Origin of the sequence: Shewanella denitrificans OS217 (genome assembly GCF_000013765.1) — a bacterium.
In the GTDB taxonomy this organism is placed as follows: domain Bacteria; phylum Pseudomonadota; class Gammaproteobacteria; order Enterobacterales; family Shewanellaceae; genus Shewanella; species Shewanella denitrificans.
On record NC_007954.1, the window covers coordinates 1,149,306 to 1,171,579 of the forward strand.

16 protein-coding genes are annotated in these 22,274 nt (G+C 44.2%); 13 read left to right on the plus strand and 3 right to left on the minus strand.

Features of this window, described 5'->3' with window-relative positions:
- The first annotated feature begins 23 nt into the window (after positions 1 to 23).
- From rbfA to rpsO, 3 genes are all read left to right on the plus strand, one after another.
- Positions 24 to 452, plus strand: a complete 429-nt coding sequence (gene rbfA, locus SDEN_RS05250; RefSeq protein WP_011495460.1) for a 30S ribosome-binding factor RbfA — start codon at positions 24 to 26, stop codon at positions 450 to 452.
- Positions 452 to 1,405, plus strand: a complete 954-nt coding sequence (truB, locus tag SDEN_RS05255) for a tRNA pseudouridine(55) synthase TruB (RefSeq protein ID WP_011495461.1) — start codon at positions 452 to 454, stop codon at positions 1,403 to 1,405. Before rbfA ends, truB begins: the two co-directional genes overlap by 1 nt.
- A gap of 161 nt (positions 1,406 to 1,566) precedes the next feature.
- On the plus strand, positions 1,567 to 1,836 hold the full coding sequence (gene rpsO / locus SDEN_RS05260; protein ID WP_011495462.1) for a 30S ribosomal protein S15: 270 nt from the start codon (positions 1,567 to 1,569) through the stop codon (positions 1,834 to 1,836).
- 177 nt (positions 1,837 to 2,013) lie between these two features.
- Here rpsO and SDEN_RS05265 read toward each other — a convergent pair whose 3' ends face one another.
- Positions 2,014 to 3,474 (minus strand): aminoacyl-histidine dipeptidase, encoded by a 1,461-nt coding sequence (locus tag SDEN_RS05265; RefSeq protein WP_011495463.1) that lies wholly within the window; start codon positions 3,472 to 3,474, stop codon positions 2,014 to 2,016.
- Between the two features lie 881 nt (positions 3,475 to 4,355).
- Here SDEN_RS05265 and SDEN_RS05270 point away from each other — a divergent pair.
- The 4 genes from SDEN_RS05270 to SDEN_RS05285 all read left to right on the plus strand — a co-directional run bounded on the left by SDEN_RS05270 (position 4,356) and on the right by SDEN_RS05285 (position 8,954).
- Complete coding sequence (locus SDEN_RS05270) at positions 4,356 to 5,645, plus strand: NCS2 family permease (RefSeq protein WP_011495464.1); 1,290 nt, start codon at positions 4,356 to 4,358, stop codon at positions 5,643 to 5,645.
- 1,030 nt (positions 5,646 to 6,675) lie between these two features.
- Positions 6,676 to 7,284 (plus strand): hypothetical protein, encoded by a 609-nt coding sequence (locus tag SDEN_RS05275; RefSeq protein WP_041405683.1) that lies wholly within the window; start codon positions 6,676 to 6,678, stop codon positions 7,282 to 7,284.
- 343 nt (positions 7,285 to 7,627) lie between these two features.
- Positions 7,628 to 8,320: an RluA family pseudouridine synthase gene (locus SDEN_RS05280; RefSeq protein ID WP_408640236.1), complete on the plus strand. Its 693-nt coding sequence runs from the start codon at positions 7,628 to 7,630 to the stop codon at positions 8,318 to 8,320.
- 112 nt (positions 8,321 to 8,432) lie between these two features.
- Complete coding sequence (locus SDEN_RS05285) at positions 8,433 to 8,954, plus strand: NADPH-dependent FMN reductase (RefSeq protein WP_011495467.1); 522 nt, start codon at positions 8,433 to 8,435, stop codon at positions 8,952 to 8,954.
- 134 nt (positions 8,955 to 9,088) lie between these two features.
- On the opposite strand, the gene SDEN_RS05290 is transcribed toward SDEN_RS05285, so the two are convergent.
- Positions 9,089 to 10,918 (minus strand): S8 family peptidase, encoded by a 1,830-nt coding sequence (locus SDEN_RS05290; protein WP_408640237.1) that lies wholly within the window; start codon positions 10,916 to 10,918, stop codon positions 9,089 to 9,091.
- Positions 10,919 to 11,387: 469 nt separating this feature from the next.
- Here SDEN_RS05290 and SDEN_RS05295 point away from each other — a divergent pair, with 469 nt between their 5' ends.
- Positions 11,388 to 12,134, plus strand: a complete 747-nt coding sequence (locus tag SDEN_RS05295; RefSeq protein ID WP_011495469.1) for a DUF599 domain-containing protein — start codon at positions 11,388 to 11,390, stop codon at positions 12,132 to 12,134.
- A 2-nt stretch (positions 12,135 to 12,136) separates the two neighbouring features.
- Here the strand turns inward: SDEN_RS05295 and SDEN_RS05300 are convergent, their stop codons facing one another.
- Positions 12,137 to 14,173, minus strand: coding sequence for a putative bifunctional diguanylate cyclase/phosphodiesterase (locus tag SDEN_RS05300; RefSeq protein WP_011495470.1), 2,037 nt, complete (start codon positions 14,171 to 14,173; stop codon positions 12,137 to 12,139).
- Between the two features lie 565 nt (positions 14,174 to 14,738).
- On the opposite strand from SDEN_RS05300, the gene pnp reads away from it, so the two are divergent.
- The 5 genes from pnp (at position 14,739) to SDEN_RS05325 (ending at position 21,981) form a co-directional block, all read left to right on the plus strand.
- Entirely contained in the window at positions 14,739 to 16,835 is a 2,097-nt protein-coding gene (gene pnp, locus SDEN_RS05305) for a polyribonucleotide nucleotidyltransferase (protein WP_041405684.1), read from the plus strand.
- 146 nt (positions 16,836 to 16,981) lie between these two features.
- Positions 16,982 to 17,878, plus strand: a complete 897-nt coding sequence (nlpI, locus tag SDEN_RS05310) for a lipoprotein NlpI (RefSeq protein ID WP_011495472.1) — start codon at positions 16,982 to 16,984, stop codon at positions 17,876 to 17,878.
- Between the two features lie 219 nt (positions 17,879 to 18,097).
- The gene (gene prfC / locus SDEN_RS05315) at positions 18,098 to 19,681 is read left to right on the plus strand and encodes a peptide chain release factor 3 (protein WP_011495473.1); all 1,584 of its coding nucleotides are present in this window, start codon (positions 18,098 to 18,100) and stop codon (positions 19,679 to 19,681) included.
- A gap of 93 nt (positions 19,682 to 19,774) precedes the next feature.
- Entirely contained in the window at positions 19,775 to 20,542 is a 768-nt protein-coding gene (locus SDEN_RS05320; RefSeq protein ID WP_011495474.1) for a TatD family hydrolase, read from the plus strand.
- Positions 20,543 to 20,718: 176 nt separating this feature from the next.
- Positions 20,719 to 21,981 carry a NupC/NupG family nucleoside CNT transporter gene (locus tag SDEN_RS05325; RefSeq protein WP_011495475.1) on the plus strand — a complete coding sequence of 421 codons (1,263 nt, stop codon included), beginning with the start codon at positions 20,719 to 20,721 and terminating at the stop codon, positions 21,979 to 21,981.
- The last annotated feature ends 293 nt before the right edge of the window (positions 21,982 to 22,274 follow it).

Sequence of the window (22,274 nt, forward strand, 5' to 3'; positions counted from 1 at the left end):
ATTAAACAATATGGCACAATATTATGGCAAAAGAATTTAGTCGTACTAGACGCATAGCCCAGCAACTCCAGCAGGAGTTAGCGGTTATTTTACAACGTGATATGAAAGATCCTCGTATTGGATTTGTCACAGTCAATGATGTCGATGTTTCCCGTGATCTCAGCTATGCCAAAGTCTTTGTAACCTTCTACGAAGAAGACTTAACCTTGGTTGAGCAGAAGATTGCCGCCTTGACCGCAGCCGCGCCTTATGTGCGTACCTTGGTTGCTGGCCGCATGAAACTGCGCGTTATGCCTGAGCTGCGTTTTATCTATGACAGTTCGTTAGTCGAAGGTATGCGCATGTCTAACTTAGTGAGTCAGGTTATTACCAATGACAAAGCTAAGCAAAAGCAAGCAGGCCGCGAAGACGACACTCCAAGCGTTGATGAGCAAGAGAAGGATACAGATTAATGGCACGTCGCTCCAAAGGTCGCCAAATCGACGGTATAGTCTTACTCGATAAAGACACGGGCATGAGTTCAAACTATGCACTGCAACGAGTAAAACGTTTTTTTAACGCCAATAAAGCCGGCCATACAGGGGCGCTCGATCCATTAGCGACAGGTATGCTGCCTATCTGTTTAGGCGAAGCCACCAAGTTCTCTCAGCATCTTTTAGATGCCGACAAGCGTTACCTAGTGACGGCGAAACTTGGGGTGCGTACTGACACCAGCGATTCCGACGGTGAAGTGGTGCAAACCCGGGACATTAATTTTACTCAGGCACAGCTTGAAACGGCGCTTGAGCATTTCCGTGGTGATACCATGCAAGTGCCTTCGATGTTCTCAGCCCTTAAACATCAGGGTCAGCCTTTGTACAAGTATGCCCGTGAAGGCATAGAAGTCCCAAGGGAAGCGCGTCCCATTACTGTATTTGAGCTTAATTTTATTAAGCTTGAAGGGGATGAGTTAACCTTAGATATTCATTGCTCTAAGGGCACTTATATTCGCACCATCACCGATGATTTAGGTGAGATGCTAGGTTGTGGTGCTCACGTTATCATGCTGCGTCGCACCCAAGTGGCTGACTATCCTTATGATAAAATGGTGAGCCTTGCAGATCTTGAAGCCTTGGTAACTCAAGCGCAGCAGCAGGAATTGGCCGTAGGCGAGTTACTCGACCCCTTGCTATTGCCTATGGATACCGCGGTGGCTAATTTCCCTGAGATTAACCTGCCAGAATCCATGCTTTATTACGTGATGCAAGGTCAAGCTGTGCAGGCGTCTGGCCTTAAAATTGACGTATTAGTGCGTATCACTATTGGTGAACAGCGTAAGTTTGTGGGCATTGGGATAATGAATGACGATGGTTTGCTTGCGCCTAAGCGCTTGATTGTTATTCCAGCGGAAGAATCACCAGAGTAAGATCTAAGCGAGTCTGAAAACACTAGCTAGTTGCTTCTATTAAGCCCACATTATGTGGGCTTTTTTAATTGCACCTGAGTCACTTTCTGGGTAGAATAACGCGCCCTCTGGCTGAGTTAGTGATCGGCTGGAGATACATTCTATATATTTTGGAGATACACATGTCACTAAGTACTGAAGCAAAAGCAAAAATCCTAGCTGATTTCGGCCGTTGTGAAAACGATTCAGGTTCAACTGAAGTTCAGGTAGCTTTGTTAACAGCTCAGATCAACCACCTTCAAGGTCACTTCAAAACGCACATCCACGATCACCACTCACGTCGTGGTTTGTTACGTATGGTTAGTGCGCGTCGTAAGCTTACTGCTTACCTTAAGCGTACTGACAATGCACGTTACACTGCGTTGATCCAGAAGTTAGGTTTACGTCGTTAATTCGATGTTTGTCATGGGGCGGTAACGTCCCGTGCTAAACCGTAAAAGAGGAGGCTTAGGCCTCCTTTTTTATTGGCAAATTTTTAATAAATCATTTTGGTTAGTTATCATTATTTCCAATAAAAATGCTGCCATAAGGCAGCATTTTCAACTAGTTCGTAAAACTAGCAGGCAAGACTAACCCCGTACTGGGATACGCTCAAGTACGGCTAACAGCAGCTGCCAATATTGGCCTACAGTGGTGATATTCACCATTTCATCTGGGCTGTGAGGGTAGCGTATGGTAGGTCCTATGGACACCATGTCCATAGCTGGATAGGGCTCTTTAAAGAGACCACACTCAAGGCCAGCATGGATAACCATAACGGTCGGGTCTTTGTGGTAAATATCATTGTAGGTTTCACGCACTATGGCCATCACGGGTGAACTAGTGTCTGGCTTCCACCCTGGGTAAGCGCCGCTAAACTCAACATCGGCACCAGCAAGGTGAGTCAGGGCCGTTATCATGCCGGTCACTTCGCTGCGACCCGAGTCTATGAGTGAGCGTATTAGACACAGTATTTCTACGCTGTCATCATGGGTACTGATAACGCCCACGTTCAAGGAGGTTTCAGTAACCCCTTCAACTTCATCACTCATGCGAATCACCCCATTAGGGCAGACATGAAGCAAATCGATCAAGGTGTTTTGTGAGTCTTCGCCCATGACTTTAGTGTGTGCTGGAACTTCAACTAGGGTCAGTAGCATGCCTGGATCGGCAATGGCTAGCTCTTCACGTACTAGCGCTTGGAAGTCTGCAATTGCTTGATTTAACGCGGTCAAGTTTTCAGGGGGAAGCATAAAGCTGATGCTGGCTTCCCGCGGAATCGCATTACGCAGTGAACCACCGCTAAAGCTGACTAGCTCTAAGGCTAAGTCATCGGCATAATCAAACAGGAAACGTGCCAGTAGTTTATTGGCATTGCCGCGACCTAAATGTATGTTGACCCCAGAATGGCCACCTTTAAGGCCGGATAGAGTCAAGTTGAAGCTTGAATTGCTTTGCTCAGGAGACTGCCAAGACATGGGCAGACTTATTTGACCGTCCACACCACCGGCGCAGCCCATGTAAATCTCGCCTTCTTGTTCTGAGTCGGTATTAATTAAAATCTCAGCTTCGAGCATGCCAGCTTCTAAACCAAAAGCGCCTGTCATGCCCGCTTCTTCATCTATGGTCAGTAGCACTTCAAGCGGACCATGTTTGATGCTGTCTGAACCTAGAATGGCTAAGGCAGATGCCATGCCGATGCCATTGTCTGAGCCTAAGGTGGTGCCTTTGGCTTTGACCCAATCACCATCGATATAAGCCTCGATAGGATCTGTTTCAAAATTATGTACTTTATCGGCATTCTTTTGCGGCACCATGTCTAAATGGGCCTGCAGTACGACCTTTTTTCTGTCTTCCATTCCGGCAAAAGCGGGCTTTTTAATGATGAGATTGCCGACTTTATCTTCTATAACACTCAAGCCTTTGTCTTTGGCCCATTGCTGAATATGGAGACTCAATGCTTGTTCATGCTTGGATGGGTGAGGAATCGCGCAGATCTGGGCAAACCATTGCCATAATGGCTGGGGGAAAAGTTGGGTTAATTCGCTCATGTTACTCCCTTATTGTATGGGGAAAATTTGGCCGCAGTTTATCATATTCTTGTTGTTTATTGCTCATGAATTGGCGCTGAGATCCTGCGATTAATTGCTAAAGCAGGAACGTGATGTTGTATTTTTGTTGTAATTGTTACCCTTGATGATTCAGGGTTTGGCGTAATAATTAGAGTTTTTACTCGTAAGTTAATAACGATATTTAGGGTTATTTTGAGAAAGATCAAAAAAATGGTTGTAATAAACTTACGGTTTTGTATAATTCATTTCGTTGGCAGGCAACCGGCCTTTCAACACTAGTTTATCCAGGATGGATATAGCCTCCAAGGAATCGAGTGACAAGTTGTCTCAATGGATTTGAGAAAAGTACGTTCCACGGAACTGAGCCAAGCTTTGACTAGGTTTACACAACTTTTAATTTGGAGATTTAACTATGTACACAGGTAACACCAATATTTATTTGAAGAGCAGCTGGTTAAATACTGATGCTTTGCGTGGCGGTTTATTCGCCATGAAATTTAAGGTCTAACCCCCCTTAAATTAGATTTACATCCATCAACCTTTTCTATCACCTTGTTTCAAGGTGTGTTTTAGACAAAATGTATTAATACAGGATTCTGTTTTAATACAGCTACCTTGGTAGTAATAGTGTTCTCTTCCCCATATTGGGAATGCTAAATGATCTGTCTCGCCCGCTCTTATGAGCGGGCTTTTTTTTGTTTTTTTTCATGAATACTGATTTCGGCCTCTCACAGGTCCCCCTTTCGTACATCACAACGATAAATCTTTATAATCCCAGCTGTTAAAAACATTGATCAGCCAATAACCTGAGACTTATCTCGTGGCTATGATCTTCATCTTGCCTTAAGGAAACGGGTTTCATGCTTGAAAAACTATTTAAACTCAAACAACATCAGACTAGCCTGAAACAAGAAGCCATAGCCGGTTTAACCACATTTCTAACCATGGCTTATATTATTTTTGTGAACCCCATGATGCTGGCCGATGCCGGCATGGATCATGGTGCAGTTTTCGTCGCGACCTGTTTAGCCGCCGCCATCGGCTGCTTTGTGATGGGTTTTCTGGCTAATTACCCCATAGCGCTTGCGCCAGGCATGGGCCTCAACGCTTTCTTCACTTATACCGTAGTTGGGGAGATGGGCTACAGCTGGGAGACAGCGTTAGGCGCTGTGTTCATGTCTGGGGTGTGTTTCTTGGTGTTATCCTTAGCCAAAATTCGTGAGTGGATAGTGAACAGCATTCCTATGTCGCTGCGCTTTGGCATCGCGGCGGGGATCGGACTTTTCCTCGCATTAATTGGCCTTAAAAGCGCCGGCATCGTTGTTGCAAGCCCTGCGACCTTAGTGACCATGGGAGACATCACTTCGTTTCCGGCATTAATGTCTTGCTTAGGCTTTTTCTTGATCATTGCCATGGTGCATCGCGGCCTTAAGGCTGCAGTGATTTTCAGCGTGATGGCAATTACCATCTTTGGGTTACTCTTTGGTGATGTGAGCTATCAAGGGCTTGTGGCTATGCCGCCTTCAATCATGCCAACCCTGATGAAAATGGACTTATCCAGCGTGCTTGAACTGAGCATGTTATCAGTTATTTTTGCTTTCTTATTTGTGGATTTATTCGATACTTCAGGGACCTTAGTGGCGGTCGCTCAGCGCGGGGGACTGCTCGATGAAAAAGGGCGCCTGCCTCGGGTCAAGCGCGCCTTAACCGCCGACAGTTTAGCCACCATAGCGGGGGCGGCATTAGGCACCTCAACCACCACAAGTTATATCGAAAGCACCGCTGGCGTTAGCGCCGGTGGCCGTACTGGATTAACCGCCGTGGTAGTGGGTCTGTTATTCTTAGCGGCTTTATTTATTTCACCATTAGCCGGTATGGTGCCCGTTTACGCCACTGCTGGGGTGTTGTTTTACGTGGCCATTTTGATGATGTCAGGGCTTGTGCATGTTGATTGGGATGATTTAACCGAAGCGGCCCCTGTGGTGGTGGTGTGTTTATTAATGCCACTGACATTCTCAATCGCTAACGCCATAGGGTTTGGTTTTATCTCTTATGTTGCGATTAAATCCATGACTGGGAAATTCAGTGACCTTAATTGGGGGATTTTATTCGTCGCCGCCTTGTTCGTGGCCAAGTTTATTTATGGCTAAATTTCAGTGATTAAATCAGTTTGGCCAATAGAGCTCGCTTGATTGATATTCCTGCAGCCTTACCAGCGCTAACGAGTTTTAGCGCTGGTTGTTAAACTCGCCGATGAGCTACATTGCAGTGAATGTTTAATTCGAATACTTCATCTTTATGACTGAAACTCAGTCGTACAGGCACATAGTGGTATCTGCTTTACAACACGCTGCAAGTCCGTCCTTGGCTCTTGATTTAAACTAAAGGTCGAACATCCCATCCATGGGATGGACGGTCGTCTTGTAAATCACCATGATTCAACCTGTTAGATCTCAAAATCGAAAACCACACTTAATGAAAGTCACAAATTGTGAACTCAAAGTCTGCACCAATACCCTCGAAGTTGCCGAAATAGGACGATTAAAATACCGTGCAACCATCAGGGATGATGGTTAAGGCTCGTTGGGCACATGGATGTGCTGTCGAGCCGTTAGGTATTTTCTTCGTCATATGAGGAATAACAACTTCGCGGGCGGCACGGAGGGAGATCCAAGAGGGAGGATTTGCTGTTGAATCTTCCCTCTTGGCCAGTGCAGAGTGGAACCCTGCGACTTTGATCCAAACGGTGAATAATCACCTTCGGTGATTGCGCTTATGAGCGAGAGGCACGGATGCCGAACTGGCTTTTTAATATGGATGTTATTGTTTGAACATTCATTATCTAACTTTTGGCAAAAATGTGTCAGAACTTAATCAAGATGCATATACCAAAATATGCTCATTGTAGATCTAAATGGCGACACCTATGTTAATGGGAGGCTGAAGGGCTCGAGCTGATCTATTAAGTTAGGCAGCAGGGATGCTCTTCCCGAATTGTTGGTTTTATATGACGAGTACATGTCTATGACTACTTGTGAAACAAATAGACCAAGGCATGCCTGTACAGGTGGGTAATGATTTTATGTTGGAACAACCTGGTTGGTCACTGGTGTAATCTGTGAACAGAGTTTCCACTGGAGGCTCTGTGCTAGTTAAAACAAGTATTTATAAGAAGTGATTATGATTACCAAGATCCAAGGTCCAAAAACCAGTGTGTTTCTCGTTACGCTTGTAACGCTGATTTGCTTAGCTATTCTTTTAATTGATGGGTTTAGTGAGCAATCTGTAAATTTAGTGCTGATATTCACGGCCCGGGCAGCATTTGTTTTATTTGTTACCGCGTTCTCAGCTTCCTCTATTTATTACTTCTACAAATCAGATGCTTGTAAGTGGTTAATTCAAAACCGCAGGTACATAGGCATTACTTTTGGTCTGGTATGGGGTATGCATTTTTTGGCCATAGCTCTTAAAGTAGGGCTATACCCTAAAGCATTGGAAGGAGCATTCGATTTCAACAGCGTTTTGAGCGGTGGAAACCTGTTAGCAACGGTGCTGCTACTTACCATAACGTCATCTGATTATGTGATGGGTAGAGTAAGGCCTGTCTTATGGAAGGCGGTGCATGTATCAGGAAGTTTCTATATCTTTTATCGTTTTTGGCTTAACTACTACAGCTCTGCTGAGTACGAAAGTATCTATTTCCTTGCTATCGTTTTGCTTGCTCTCAGTGGGTCATTGAAGTTCGCCAAATATATTCATCAACAGTCTAACAACATGAAGGCAATTTAATGGGCCTTGGCAAGCCTGTAAATGAGGAGGGCATTATTCTGTGTCAGGTTAATGTCACAGAACAATATATTCGTCCAAATGGCCTTCGAAGCGAATTGATAGCTACGATAGCTCATGCTTTCATTGATGAATGCGTTGGGCTTAGCCGTTTAGCACCCATTATCTAACGCATTTCCTCACTCTGCAGCGAGTAATCTTAGACACTAGTGACAATCTCTACAGCCCCTTGTTGAGGTTTACTTGCTTGATACGGGATACAAGGTAAACTGGCGAAAACCTTTTTAGCGCTGTATTTTATGGCAGCTGCATCTTACACAGCATCTAATACACCGTATTTAATATAATAATGACACCGACAATGACATCCACAGCAATTGATACTTTTATCGCGCCGCCCTGTTTAGCACAGATTCAAATTCTATATGAAGATGAGGCGATATTAGCCATCGATAAACCTAGCGGCTTATTAAGTTTGTCGGGTAAAAATCCACTGAATTTAGATTCGGTGCATTATCGGTTAGTGCAAGATTTTGCCGATGCACGTTTATTGCATCGCCTCGATTTTGGTACCTCTGGGATCATTTTGGTGGCGCGGAATAAACACATTAATGGCTTATTGACCCAGCAATTTCAAAATAGAAGCGTGACTAAAACTTATCAAGCGCTATTAATGGGCAAGCTCAGCACCGACAGCGGGGTGATCGATGCCCCCATTGCTAAAGATGCAGCGCTGTTTCCACGGCTTAAAATATGTGAACTTGAGGGTAAAAGTGCGATGACTGAGTACAAAGTGCTAAGTTATTGTGAGCAGACTGACCTAAGCCGAGTGCAATTTACGCCGATAACTGGACGTACGCATCAGCTTAGGCTGCACAGTCAGCACCTAGGTCATCCTATTTTGGGCTGCGATCTCTATGGCGGCATAGTTGATGGAAGAGAGCCGGTTTCTAGGATGATGCTCCATGCGCAATCACTGGCGTTCACTCACCCGTTAACGGGGGGGGACATGCAAATTAACTGCCCTTGTCCATTTTAAATGTTATCTTAGCCAAGTTAATGATTTAAATACCGATTTAAGTAAAAGTTCAAATACTATTTAACATGCTAATCCAAATACTATTGTAAAAAATGAAAAATGGAGTTTATCAATGAAAATCGTCGCATTTGCCGCCAGTAGCAGCAGTCAATCCATCAATAAACAGCTGGTCGGCTTTGCTGCAAGCTTAGTCTTAGATGCCGAGGTTGAGTTATTGGATCTGAATGATTTTGAGCTGCCGCTTTTTAGTCAAGACAAAGAACAACTGCTTGGGCAGCCGCAATTGGCCAAAGATTTCTTGCAAAAATTAGCCAGCGCCGATGCCATTCTAGTGTCGTTTGCCGAGCACAATGGTAGCTATAGCGCGGCCTATAAAAATCTGTTCGATTGGTGTTCGCGCATAGACGGCAAAGTGTTCCAGAATAAGCCTTGTGTGTTTCTGTCCACATCACCGGGTGCCCGTGGCGGTGCCAGTGTTCTCGCTCAAGCGGTCAATTCCGCCCCTTATTTTGGCGCCGAGCTTAAAGGCAGTCTCAGTGTGCCGAGCTTCTCTGCTGTATTCGATACTAAAGAACAAGCACTCACTGAACCAAAGCTCTTTGCTGAATTAACTCAAATCATCAAACTGCTTTGAGCTTTTTACCTAGTAAATTTAAACAGTAAAAGTAAAAATAAAACGCCGCAATATGCGGCGTTTTTTATGGCTAATATTTATTAAAAATTAACCTGCGCTAGTGTTTTTACACACAAACACACTCATTCGAGGCGTTAGTAATTAGCCACTAAACTGGTACCAGAATAGGCGCTATAGCCCCTTAGCATCACATGGTAAGTGGTCTCAACGGTTGGCGTGAATGAGCAAGTCTCATTGTTACCGTTTAAGTAAGGGCGGCAATCAAAGCTGCCTGTTGTTGGCTGAGTTCCTGCTTTAACATACAGATCTGCATCGCCAGAGCCACCGCTCATGGCAACCGTTAATGTCCGGTTAGCAGGCACTATCACCTTATAGAAAGTCTGTGATCCAGAAGCACCTGCTAATCCTGTTCTTGGAACACCATTGACTAGGCAATCGCTGGTGTTACAGGTTGAACCTCCGCCAACTGTGTAGTCCGCGGTGAGGTTAGCATTGGCGTAAGCTGAGTAACCTTGCACCATGACATACCATTTTCCTGCTGCCGGGTTAGTGAAATTACAGCTTTCATTGTTGCCGTTCTTGAACGGACGACACTGGTAACTTGTGAGTGTTGGCTTAGTGCCTTGACTGACATAAATATCCGCATCGCCGCTACCACCTGCTAAATTGACCGCTAGGCTGGTTGCATTGGCAGGAACTTCAATAAAGTAATGGGTTTCAGAGCCTTGAGCGCCGGATGTGCTAACGGCTTGCTCATCGAATAATTCCGTATCTCCTGGCGGTGGTGGGCAGTCTGAGCCACAGCCTCCAGCCAACGAATAGAGTAGCGCATTAGGTGAGCCAGTCTTAGCATCACTAACCTTACCACTGCTGGCGCGGCTTGATAGCATGCCTGTGACTTGAGTTGGTGTCATGCTTGGGGTTTCGTTGAGGTAAAGGGCGGCAACACCGGCCACATGAGGCGCAGCCATAGACGTGCCGCTAATGGTATTGGTGGCGCTATTTGAGGTGTACCAAGCTGATTTAATGCTAGAGCCTGGCGCATAAATATCAAGACAGGTACCGTAGTTTGAGAAGCTTGAACGTGCATCTGTGCTGGTGGTTGAACCAACGGTGACAGCATCAGCGGCGCGTGCGGGTGAATAGTTACAAGCATTGCTGTTATCGTTACCGGCTGCTACCACAAAGCTTATTCCCGCAGCGACAGCAGCGTTAACCGCATCATCAGTGGCTTGGGATGCACCGCCACCTAAACTCATGTTGGCAACTGAAGGGCCTGAGGCGTTGTTTTTCACCCAGTTAATGCCGGCAATTACCCCGGAATTACTACCTGAACCACTACAATTTAATACTCTCACACCGACGATATTGACATTCTTTGCCACACCGTAGGTAGAGCCGCCGATGGTGCCAGCGACATGAGTACCGTGACCGTTACAATCCGTAGTATCGCTATCGTTATCGATAAAGTCATAACCACTGCTGGCTCTGCCACCAAACTCGTTATGACCATTGAGCACGCCGGTATCAACCACATAGGCTGTGACACCTGTGCCATCGTAATCATAATGGTAGCTATTGCTCAGTGGCAAATCGCGCTGATCGATCCTGTCTATACCCCAAGTTGGGCTCGCCTGATCGCCTGCAATGGATACTTGTGGCGTAATAGACATCATTTGATCTTGTTCTATGTACTTAATTTTTGGGTCATTGAGTAATTCATTGACTTGCTTTGCATTGGCTTTGATTAACACGCCGTTTAGCGCACTGCCAAAATTATTAATCACACTGATATTGTATTCGTTAGCTAGGCTGTTACCTTGCTGGGTCGCAAAGTCTGCCATGGCTGATGCATCTTGTGTATTCAACACACTGGGCGTGTCAAACACCACGATATAGGTGTCCTTGATAGCATTTGCACTATCAATACTGAGCAGCTCTGCTGCTTGGGTTTGCAATGACATAGTGCTTAAACTGGCGAGTACGGCTAAAGCGATTTTGTGTTTGTTTTGCATGTTAATCTCCATTTTGGTTAAGCCTCCATTGACTACGAGACCCATTAAAAGTAGGAGATAAAATGACATTTTAAAGAATCTCGCCTTATTGTTAGAACACCGCGGCTACATTTGTGTAACAATAAATTTACAATTGGCGGGGTTTTTTAGAAAGTCCTCCCTTTAGGGGTATTAATAAGGATTAGTACAAAAGAGGGGGTTTGTTAATTTAATGTAAATTTAATTGGGGCGTGTTAATTTACTATTTATCAATTATCTTAAACACTAAAGTCTGCTGTTACACAAGCCATGATCCAATGCTGACTTGGACCCAGTAGCAGTATATGTCGGCTTAAAGTATTAAAATCCCCCAAACAAGGATATAAATCCAACAAAGACTTAGGCATAATCATTTTTTTGTTGATTGAGCAGGCTTGCAATGACAATTACATTTCTCGATGGTTTGGCGTTATTTTGCTTTATAGGCTCTTGGTTGGGCTATACGTTTTTTGCCAGAAAGAAAGCAAAGAACACTAACTGTATTGCACGCTGTCTGCACCAGCATAGGATCCATTGGATGAGGATGCTGATGACGAAGGACATCAGAGTCAGTGAAGTGGCATTATTGGCAAATTTGGAGCGCAATATTGCGTTTTTTGCCTCAACCACCTTGCTGGTGCTCGCTGGCGTATTGACGTTATTTGCTCAAGTCGACCAAGTAGAGGAGGTGATAGGCTCTATTCCTTACTCGGCTAAAGCCGATCATGCACTCATGCAAGCAAAGCTTGCCTTATTAGCAGGAATATTTGTGATGGCATTTTTTCAGTTTACTTGGTCTATGCGGCAGTATGGCTTTTTGAATGTGATGATAGGCGCAGCACCGGTAGATAAAGATGGCAAGAATGAGTCGTTAAAAGCTTATGCCAAGCAGATGGCCACAGTGCAAGATCAGGCGGCACACTCCTACAATTATGGCTTGAGATCTTACTATTTTTCCATTGCGGCACTGTGTTGGTTTTTCCACTCTTGGTTGCTCATAGCCGCCAGTTTATTCGTGGTTTATACCTTGTATCATCGTGAATTTAAATCTAAGGCCGTGGTGGCCATTACTGCCGCTCAAGGACATTTAGAGCAGTATATGGCATCGAATAATCACGATGTGCTTAAAGATGAACCGAAAGTCTAGCTTTAAAGCGTAACGATTTCAGCGGTTTGCCCCGCCAGATACTTAGTTTCAAATTCATCTAATGGCAGCGGCTGGCTAAAGAAAAATCCTTGCCCTATTGGGCAATTATGATCGTTAAGCCAACTGAGCTGCTCTTCATTTTCTATGCCTTCGGCAACGATTTCCAGATTGAGCTGCTGGCCTAGCATCAAGATAGTTGAGGCAATAGCACTGTCATGAGGCAGGTCTGTGACGAAGCAACGGTCAATCTTCATGGTTGTGATAGGCAAGTGTCGTAAATAAGATAAGGATGAGTAGCCTGTACCAAAATCATCCACGGCAATTCTAAAACCCGCTGATTTGAGTTGCTCCAGTTTTGCGATGGCCTGCTCAATGTCGTTCATCAATGACGTTTCGGTAATCTCTATTTCTAGTTGTTCTGGGCGGATCTGATACCTGAGTGCTAATTGCTTAATATCAGGTACTAGGCTCGCATCGGCAAATTGCTGTGATGCCACATTGACCGCAATGGGGATGACATAGTTATATTTTCGTTGCCAATCTCGCAATACTTTACAGCTCTGCTCTATAACCCAGCGCCCGATGGGCACTATGATCCCCGTTTCTTCGGCCACCGGAATAAATGACATAGGGCTGATTAAACGGCCATCCTGTTGCCAACGGATCAAGGCTTCACAGCTGACAACCTTATTGGTTTTCAAATCAAACTTAGGCTGAAAATACAGTACAAATTCATTATTTTTAAGGGCGTCATGTAACGAAGCTTCAGTTCGCAAACGCACTGCCGCTCTTTCTGTCATCTGCTGTTTAAAGAAGGCCCATTGATTGGAACCCGCCGCTTTGGCGCTGTACATGGCAATATCGGCATGGCGAATAAGATCTTCTGCACTGGCACAATCATCGGGGTAAATGGAGATACCGATAGAGGCGGCAGGGTGAATAGAATGCTCATTAAGTTGGATAGGCGTATTGAGTTGTGATAATAATTTACCTACGAAATCAGCGGCCTGTGATGGAGTCTGGATTTCATCGGCCAAGATCACAAACTCATCGCCACCCAAACGTGCCACGCTGCCTTTGTCGCCTATGCCCCGCTCCAAAATACGCGCGATACGTGCAAGGAATTGATCGCCTATGGTATGGCCTAAGGAGTCATTGACGTTTTTGAACCTGTCTAAATCGATGAAGAAAATAGCAAAACTGCGCTTGTGCACTCGCGATCTTTGTATGGTGACGCTGAGCGTTTCTAGCAAAAGGGCGCGATTGGGCAAACCGGTTAGGGGATCTCTGGTGGCCATTTTTCTAAGTTTGTTCTGAGCTTGGCTAAATTGCAGTAAAATTTGATTAAATTTACTGGTAACCAGTCCCAGTTCATCGTCTTTATGGGCAATAGATGCTGGCAATAAGTTTTCATCGGGATTATCTGGGTCAATCTTATCTATGGCCTCGCTAATTTTAGCGATAGGCTGGGTCAGAAATCGATGGAAAACCAAGGAAAGCACTAAGGTGAGTAAAAGAGCTCGAGCTAAGGTGGCGATAAAGCTAAATTTAAGCTGACCAAAAAGATTATTGGTTAAAGAATGGGTATCATAAATAATGGTTAACGTGCCAATGAGTTGCAGCTCTTTATTGGCTTCAAAATAAAAGGGACGATACAAGGGGCGCGACGCTTGTTCCAAGTGTCCAAACAGAAATTCACTTAATGCGACATGGTAATCTTGAACTGATTCTTGGTTGTTGGCGACGGTGACAAACAGTGAATTGTCATCGAGAGTGATGCTCGCCGAGCTGATATTGTCGACTTTCATGATCCCTTTTAAGGTCTGCTCTGCAAGCTTATCATCCAGTGCCCACACTGAGTTTGCTGCAGTCTGCTCCACAGAATCTAGCAGCTCAGTCTGCTCTTTCTCTAATTGATGCTTTGTGTCTATGCCTACCAACGCGACTTCAACAAAGAAGATGGCGATGGCGAAAAACAGCGCAGTGAACACAACGAGATTAGTCTGTTTCCACGTTAGCGATTTAAAGCGTGCTGTCATCTGGTCAATTCCATCTATACAATGCGGCAAAATACAAATTAAACAAGTTTATAACATCTTATGCCTTTACTACTCAAACATTTGCAGCTCTACATAAGAATAACATTGATACTCAAGGCAAAATGTATTGCTACACTAGCGTGAGTTAACTGTGAGTTATCGATTAAGCTGACTAAGAATTACTTTAGTGAACTCGGGCAAGTTTGTCATCTACTATTAAGTGTTTAGCGGTTTTTTATATGTGCCTTTGGGTGAATTGGCTTCATTAGCCTCAGCCTCTTGTTGTTAATTTTTTATAAGTGTAACCACAAGACTGCTTGTGGCAGGTGCAACTTTGTGTACGTTTATAGGCTTATAGCACCTGGTTGCGGGTGAAGTTGAGCTTTTTCGTCTGTGCTTTCGCTAAAACAGTTGTTTTTTATATGGATTTTTCGCAATAAATTACTAATAATTGCGATTTTAAGATATTTTTCACACATAGCTCGCGGCGCTATTTAACTCTGTAGGTTAATTGCAGTATACTTGTGCGCGTAATTAAAGGTCATTAAATTAAGGAATGGGTCACGTGAATCCAATTGTAAAGAGTTTTGAGTATGGTCAACATACAGTCACCTTAGAAACAGGTGTTATTGCACGTCAAGCAGATGCTGCAGTTTTAGCAAGCATGGGCGATACCACAGTACTAGTTACTGTTGTTGGTAAAAAAGTAGCGGATTTAAGCCGTGACTTCTTCCCGCTAACTGTTAACTATCAAGAAAAAACCTACGCTGCGGGTAAAATTCCTGGCGGTTTCTTCAAACGTGAAGGTCGTCCATCAGAAGATGAAACTCTGATTGCACGTCTTATTGACCGTCCTATTCGTCCTTTATTCCCTAACGGTTTTAAAAACGAAGTTCAAGTTATCATCACTGTGGTTTCTGTTGACCCACAAATCGAGCCAGATATTATTTCGATGATAGGTACTTCTGCGGCCTTAGCTATTTCTGGTATTCCATTCAGCGGCCCACTAGGTGCGGCGCGTGTGGGTTATATCAATGGCGAATACCTACTTAACCCAACAGTTGACCAGCTTGCAACAAGCTCACTTAACTTAGTGGTAGCAGGTACTAAAGCTGCGGTTCTTATGGTTGAATCTGAAGCCAAAGCCCTTGCAGAAGAAATCATGCTAGGCGCGGTAACTTACGGTCACGATCAACAACAAGTGGTTGTCGATGCGATTGCTGAATTTAAAGCAGAAGCTGGCAAGCCAACGTGGGATTGGACTGCACCAGTTCAAGATCAAGCGTTAGTCGCAAAAATCAAAGAGCTTGCAGAAGCTGGCATGACAGATGCGTACCAAATTGAAGTTAAGCAAGACAGATATGTTCAAGTCGGTGTTGTTAAAGCTGCTGCAAAAGCGGCATTAGTTGCTGAAAATCCAGATGTTGATACTCGTGAAGTAGATAACTTATTGGGTAGTCTAGAGAAAAACGTAGTACGTAGCCGCATCATCGCGGGTAAGCCACGTATCGACGGCCGCGAACCAGACATGATCCGTGCGTTGAACGTATTAGCAGGCGTACTGCCACGTACTCACGGTAGTTCATTGTTTACCCGTGGTGAAACTCAGGCATTAGTGACTTGTACGTTAGGTACTGAGCGTGATGCACAGAAGATTGACAGCATCATGGGTGAGCGTACTAACCGCTTCATGCTTCACTATAACTTCCCTCCATACTCTGTTGGTGAAACAGGCATGGTAGGTTCACCTAAGCGCCGCGAAATCGGTCATGGTAAGTTAGCGTGGCGCGGTATGAATGCCGTTATGCCTACAGCTGAAGAATTCCCATACAGCATCCGCGTAGTATCAGAGATTACTGAATCAAATGGTTCAAGCTCTATGGCTTCTGTTTGTGGTACTTCATTAGCATTGATGGATGCCGGCGTACCAATCAAGACTTCTGTTGCTGGTATTGCAATGGGTCTAGTTAAAGAAGGCGACGATTTCGTTGTACTTTCTGACATTCTAGGCGACGAAGATCATTTAGGTGACATGGACTTTAAAGTTGCTGGTACTCGTGATGGTATTACTGCTCTGCAGATGGATATCAAAATCGAAGGCATCACTAAAGAAATCATGGATATCGCACTGCAACAAGCTTATGGCGCACGTGTTCATATCCTAAACGTGATGGACCAAGCGATTGGCACGCATCGTGGCGATATCTCTGCACATGCTCCACGCATCACCACAATCAAGATCAACCCAGAGAAAATCCGTGATGTTATTGGTAAAGGCGGCGCGGTAATTCGTGCACTTACCGAAGAAACTGGCACGACTATCGAGCTTGATGATGACGGTACTGTGAAGATTGCCTCTTCAAACGGTGAAGCGACTAAAGAAGCTATCCGCCGTATCGAAGAAATTACCGCTGAAGTTGAAGTGGGTCGTGTCTACAACGGTAAAGTTATCCGTATCGTAGATTTCGGTGCCTTCATTAACATTCTTCCTGGTAAAGATGGTTTAGTTCACATTTCACAGATCAGTGATGAGCGCGTTGCTAACGTGTCAGATCATCTTGAAATGAACCAAGACGTTAAAGTTAAGGTCATGGAAGTGGATCGTCAAGGCCGCGTAAGATTGTCTATCAAAGAAGCACAAGAGAAAGTGGCTGCTGAATAAGCCTGCTGACTTGCTTAAAAAGGAGATCATTTGATCTCCTTTTTTTATGCCTAAAAGAATGAAAATATAATCGCTTATGCCATGGTTCTTATTTGCTTAGATTGCTATGATATTGAATATTAATAAATCCTCATAAGGTAGGGCTGATGGAAGCTTTTTTTCGTGTCAAATTAAGTGCACTTTTCATCGTGACGTCAGTGTTCTTGTCAGCTTGCGTATCCACAACACCCTCAAACTCAATCGATGATGCCGTTGACGGCAAAGTCATGGTCGCGCCATTAGTGCCAGATTATAAACTCGAAGTGACCTTGGCTAAGCTCAATGAAATTCTTGGTACCATGGAACTCACTCGAGAGCAAAGAGCGCGCTTTCATTATGATCGCGGCGTAATTTACGACAGTGTTGGTTTGAGGTTACTCGGTCGAATCGATTTTCATCAAGCATTAAAATTACAACCAGATTTAGCGGATGCGTATAATTTTATAGGAATTTATTACACTCAAGAAGGCGAGTTTGAGAGTGCTTATGAGGCGTTCGATGGAGTATTAGAGTTAGCGCCAGATTATGATTATGCTTTTTTAAACCGGGGTATCGCCTTGTATTATGGCGAGCGTAATCAGCTGGCAGTCGAAGACATGCAGGCATTTTATGACAGAGACCCCAGCGACGGTTACCGCGCGTTATGGCTCTATTTAATCGCAGAATCGGTAGAGAAAGAGCAAGCTGCTGTTCAGTTGCAAGGTAACAGACAGCAACTCAATGATTCGGCCTGGTCTAGCGTATTGGTGGATTATTATTTAGGTAAGCTCACCAAGGAGCAGGTATTTCAAGCTGCTAAGGTCGACTTAACTAAACCCAGAGAATACGCTGAACGTCTCTGTGAAGCTTATTTCTATCTGGCAAAACGCGCCGCGATGAATCAAGAGTATCAACAGGCGGCTAATTATTACCGCTTGACCTTAGCGACCAATATCTATGATTTTGTTGAACACAGATATGCGCGCATCGAGCTGGCTAAAATGAGGCAACATTTAGGCGAGTAACCTTAATAAGTTGTAACCCAAAAATGCATCTAATATAGATGCATTTTTTGTTTTAGCTATTGAAAAATCCTCTTTTAAACAGGAGTTGACGTTAATTCCTTGCCAGTATCAACCGCTGTTTAATAATGGTTCACGCTCTATGGTTGAGGTTATCTAGCTAATCATGGCTAATGACGCTATAATTTGCGCCATTTTTAGCGGCAAAAGTGCAAGGTCATCATGTTAGGTAATCACGCTGAGGTAGATATACGTCGTACCTTCGCCATCATTTCGCACCCCGATGCGGGTAAGACAACAATTACAGAAAAAGTATTGTTATTCGGTCAAGCTATTCAAGTTGCGGGAACAGTAAAAGGCCGTGGCTCTAAGCAGCACGCTAAATCAGATTGGATGGAAATGGAGAAAGATCGTGGTATTTCTATTACCACATCTGTGATGCAATTCCCCTATAAAGATTGCCTAGTCAACTTACTTGATACTCCGGGTCACGAAGACTTCTCCGAAGATACTTATCGCACCTTGACTGCGGTTGACTCTTGTTTGATGGTGATTGATGCTGCAAAAGGTGTAGAAGATCGCACCCGTAAGCTGATGGAAGTGACCCGCCTTAGGGATACGCCTATTATTACCTTCATGAACAAGTGCGATCGTGATATTCGCGATCCCATGGAAGTCATGGATGAAGTTGAAAATGAACTTAAAATTGCCTGTGCGCCAATTACTTGGCCAATAGGCTGTGGTAAATCCTTTAAAGGGGTTTATCACCTTCATCGCGATGAAACGATTTTGTATCAGTCAGGTCTTGGGCACATGATGCAAGAAGTACGCATAGTCAAAGGCTTAGACAACCCTGAGCTAGATAAGGCTATTGGTAGCGAGTTAGCCGAGCAACTGCGCGAAGAGCTTGAGTTGGTAATAGGTGCCTCCCATGAGTTTGAGCTAGCGGCCTTCTTAAAAGGTGAGCTGACACCTGTGTATTTTGGTACGGCATTAGGTAACTTTGGTGTTGATCATATGCTCGATGGCTTGACTCAGTGGGCACCTAAGCCTCAGCCTCGTCAAACTGAAGTGCGTGAAGTGACCTCCCTCGATAGTGATTTTTCAGGATTTATCTTTAAAATCCAAGCGAATATGGACCCTAAACACAGGGACCGGGTGGCCTTTATGCGCGTGGTTTCAGGTAAATATGAAAAGGGCATGAAAATGCACCATGTTCGTGTCGGCAAAGATGTGCGTATTTCAGATGCATTAACCTTTGTCGCCGGAGACCGAGAGCAAGTTGAAGAAGCCTACCCAGGTGACATCATAGGCCTGCATAACCATGGCACCATACAGATTGGTGATACCTTTACTCAAGGTGAAAAACTTAAGTTCACTGGTATTCCTAACTTCGCTCCTGAAATGTTCCGCCGCATTCGCTTAAAAGATCCATTAAAGCAAAAGCAGTTGTTAAAAGGTCTAGTGCAATTAGCCGAAGAAGGAGCCGTTCAGGTGTTTAGGCCGCTGGACAATAACGATTTGATCGTCGGCGCCGTCGGTGTGCTGCAGTTTGAAGTAGTTGTGGGTCGCCTTAAAAGCGAATACAACGTTGAAGCTATTTATGAAGCTATTAACGTGTCCACGGCGCGCTGGGTTTACTGTAAGGATGAGCGTAAACTCGAAGAGTTTCGCCGTAAATGCAGTGTGAACTTAGCCCTAGACGGCGGTAATAACCTGACCTATATCGCGCCGACTATGGTGAATTTAAACTTATCTATGGAGAGGTACCCTGATGTTGCGTTTGCAAAGACTCGGGAAAACTAACCAGATATTCTAGTTTTGTCCCTTTTCTCTACAAAAAGACGGTTAGCCGTCTTTTTTTATATCTCTAGATTTATTATGCGGAGAAAGTAACCAATGATTGACTCCCATGCTCATCTTGATTTTGATGATTTTGACCACGACAGAACGCAGTTGTTTGCCGATATGAAGCGACAAGGCATCAGCTCGGCCATTTTACCTGGGGTCTCATCCCGTCATTGGTCTAAACAGTTAACAATCGCGGCGCAATATGACTGTTATTATGCCCTTGGGATCCATCCCTGGTTTTGTCCTGATAATATCGAAACCGAAGTTGCGGCGTTGGCTCAATTAATCGAGCTTAATCGTAAAGACAATAAATTAGTGGCTGTAGGGGAGTGTGGTTTAGACAAACGCCATAAGCAAAGGGCTTTCTCTACTCAAGTCGCCTTACTTGAGCGGCAGTTACAGCTGGCGATAAGCCATCAATTACCGGTTATTTTGCATTCGGTTCGGGCTCATAATGAGTTACTGGGCTTACTTAAGTGCTATCCCAATCCTAAGGGCGGGGTTATTCATGGTTTCTATGGCGGCCCTGAGTTGGCTAAGGCTTATATCGCCCTAGGTTATAAATTAGGTGTAGGCGGGCTCATCATGGACCCCAAGGCGAAGAAATTACGAGAAACAGTCGCTCAATTAGCGCCTGATTCTTTCCTCATAGAGACAGATTCACCGAATATGACCCCCATCAATGCAGTGAATTCGCGAAATTCTCCCTTAAATATCCCCAGTTTTGTGGCCGAAATCGCGTTTTTACAGAATAAATCAACTGTCTCTATATTAGAACAGCTTGATGAAAATGTGGCGCAACTATTTGAGCTTTAGTTGTTTTTGTTGGAACTAACTGGTGTTTTTGCAATTATTTTTCATAAGGGGTTGAAATTTAGCTTTAAAAATTTGATCTAAACAACGATTTTCATTTCATGCTCAGTTATAATCATCGGCGGAAAAGGTGAGTTAACAACATTTAATAAAAATGTTAACAAAAAGGGTGATGATTTATGGAAATAGTAATGAGTTTAGTAGGGGTGGTAACCCTGCTTGCGATAGGTTTCCTCCTATCAACTAACAAAAAAGCGATCAATGTTCGCACTGTGGGTGGCGCATTAGCTATTCAAGCGGCATTCGGTGGTTTTGTTTTATACGTGCCAGTGGGCAAAGATATTCTGAAGGGTGCTTCAGATGCTGTATCTAGCGTTATTGGTTATGCACAGAATGGTATTAGTTTCTTATTCGGCGATTTAGCTAACTTTAAAGTTGGTTTCATCTTCGCAATTAACGTATTGCCAATTATCATTTTCTTCTCTTCTTTAATTGCCGTGCTTTACTACCTAGGCATCATGCAGTGGATCATCCGTATTATCGGTGGTGGCCTGCAAAAAGCACTAGGTACAAGCCGTACTGAGTCAATGTCAGCAACTGCTAACATCTTCGTTGGTCAAACTGAAGCGCCATTAGTTGTGCGTCCGTTTATCCCAACTATGACTCAATCTGAATTATTCGCCATCATGGTGGGTGGTTTAGCGTCTATTGCAGGTTCTGTTCTTGCAGGTTACGCGCAGATGGGTGTACCTATCGAATACTTAGTTGCCGCATCATTCATGGCAGCACCAGGTGGTCTATTAATGGCTAAACTGATGCACCCTGAAACTGAAACTGCTAAGAACGATATGGATGAATTACCAGAAGATCCAGACAAGCCAGCTAACGTATTAGACGCAGCTGCTGCTGGTGCTTCTTCAGGTATGAACCTAGCGCTTAACGTTGGCGCTATGCTAATCGCATTCGTAGGCTTAATCGCTATGATCAACGGCATCATAGGTGGTGTTACTGGTTGGTTCGGTCTAGAAGGTATCACCCTAGAGCTTATCCTAGGTTACATCTTCATGCCTTTAGCATTCCTAATCGGTGTGCCTTGGAGCGAAGCCTTAGTCGCTGGTTCTTTCATTGGTCAAAAGATCGTAGTAAACGAATTCGTAGCCTACCTTAACTTTGCTCCTTACTTACTTGATGCGTCTGCAGAAGGTTTCAAAGTAGTTGCTGAGACAGGTGTCATGATGACTGATAGAACTAAAGCTATCATTTCGTTTGCACTGTGTGGATTCGCTAACCTTTCTTCTATTGCGATTCTACTTGGTGGTTTAGGTGCTATGGCGCCAAACCGTCGCCATGATTTAGCTAACTTAGGTATCCGTGCGGTTATCGCTGGTTCTTTAGCTAACTTAATGAGCGCAACACTTGCTGGTTTATTCTTAGCCATCTAAGTGTCATTGGGCCCTTAATTGGGCCCAATTATTTTGATGTAAGCTGTGATAGAGACAGTGTTAATCCACCATTTTCCGATTACAAAGTGATTTATTTGTCTCCATAAACGCACAGAGACCATGTGTTAAATGGCCAGTTTTGGGAGGCAATATTAAAATTTGAGCAAGGCGTAGCGAGAAAAGTCACGATATTGTTCACATATTAGAACTTTGTGTTTGTATTTTATCCGATTCGAGATTGAACTTTATTAAAATCGCGCTAAAATACCAACGCACAATAAAAACGCTGTCCT

Bases quoted from the DNA above. Each gene is read 5' to 3' on its own strand.
- rbfA (WP_011495460.1), top strand. From the start codon at position 24: ATGGCAAAAGAATTTAGTCGTACTAGACGCATAGCCCAGCAACTCCAG.
- truB (WP_011495461.1), top strand. From the start codon at position 452: ATGGCACGTCGCTCCAAAGGTCGCCAAATCGACGGTATAGTCTTACTC.
- rpsO (WP_011495462.1), top strand. From the start codon at position 1,567: ATGTCACTAAGTACTGAAGCAAAAGCAAAAATCCTAGCTGATTTCGGC.
- SDEN_RS05265 (WP_011495463.1), bottom strand. From the start codon at position 3,474: ATGAGCGAATTAACCCAACTTTTCCCCCAGCCATTATGGCAATGGTTT.
- SDEN_RS05270 (WP_011495464.1), top strand. From the start codon at position 4,356: ATGCTTGAAAAACTATTTAAACTCAAACAACATCAGACTAGCCTGAAA.
- SDEN_RS05275 (WP_041405683.1), top strand. From the start codon at position 6,676: ATGATTACCAAGATCCAAGGTCCAAAAACCAGTGTGTTTCTCGTTACG.
- SDEN_RS05285 (WP_011495467.1), top strand. From the start codon at position 8,433: ATGAAAATCGTCGCATTTGCCGCCAGTAGCAGCAGTCAATCCATCAAT.
- SDEN_RS05290 (WP_408640237.1), bottom strand. From the start codon at position 10,918: ATGTCATTGCAAACCCAAGCAGCAGAGCTGCTCAGTATTGATAGTGCA.
- SDEN_RS05295 (WP_011495469.1), top strand. From the start codon at position 11,388: ATGACAATTACATTTCTCGATGGTTTGGCGTTATTTTGCTTTATAGGC.
- SDEN_RS05300 (WP_011495470.1), bottom strand. From the start codon at position 14,173: ATGACAGCACGCTTTAAATCGCTAACGTGGAAACAGACTAATCTCGTT.
- nlpI (WP_011495472.1), top strand. From the start codon at position 16,982: ATGGAAGCTTTTTTTCGTGTCAAATTAAGTGCACTTTTCATCGTGACG.
- prfC (WP_011495473.1), top strand. From the start codon at position 18,098: ATGTTAGGTAATCACGCTGAGGTAGATATACGTCGTACCTTCGCCATC.
- SDEN_RS05320 (WP_011495474.1), top strand. From the start codon at position 19,775: ATGATTGACTCCCATGCTCATCTTGATTTTGATGATTTTGACCACGAC.
- SDEN_RS05325 (WP_011495475.1), top strand. From the start codon at position 20,719: ATGGAAATAGTAATGAGTTTAGTAGGGGTGGTAACCCTGCTTGCGATA.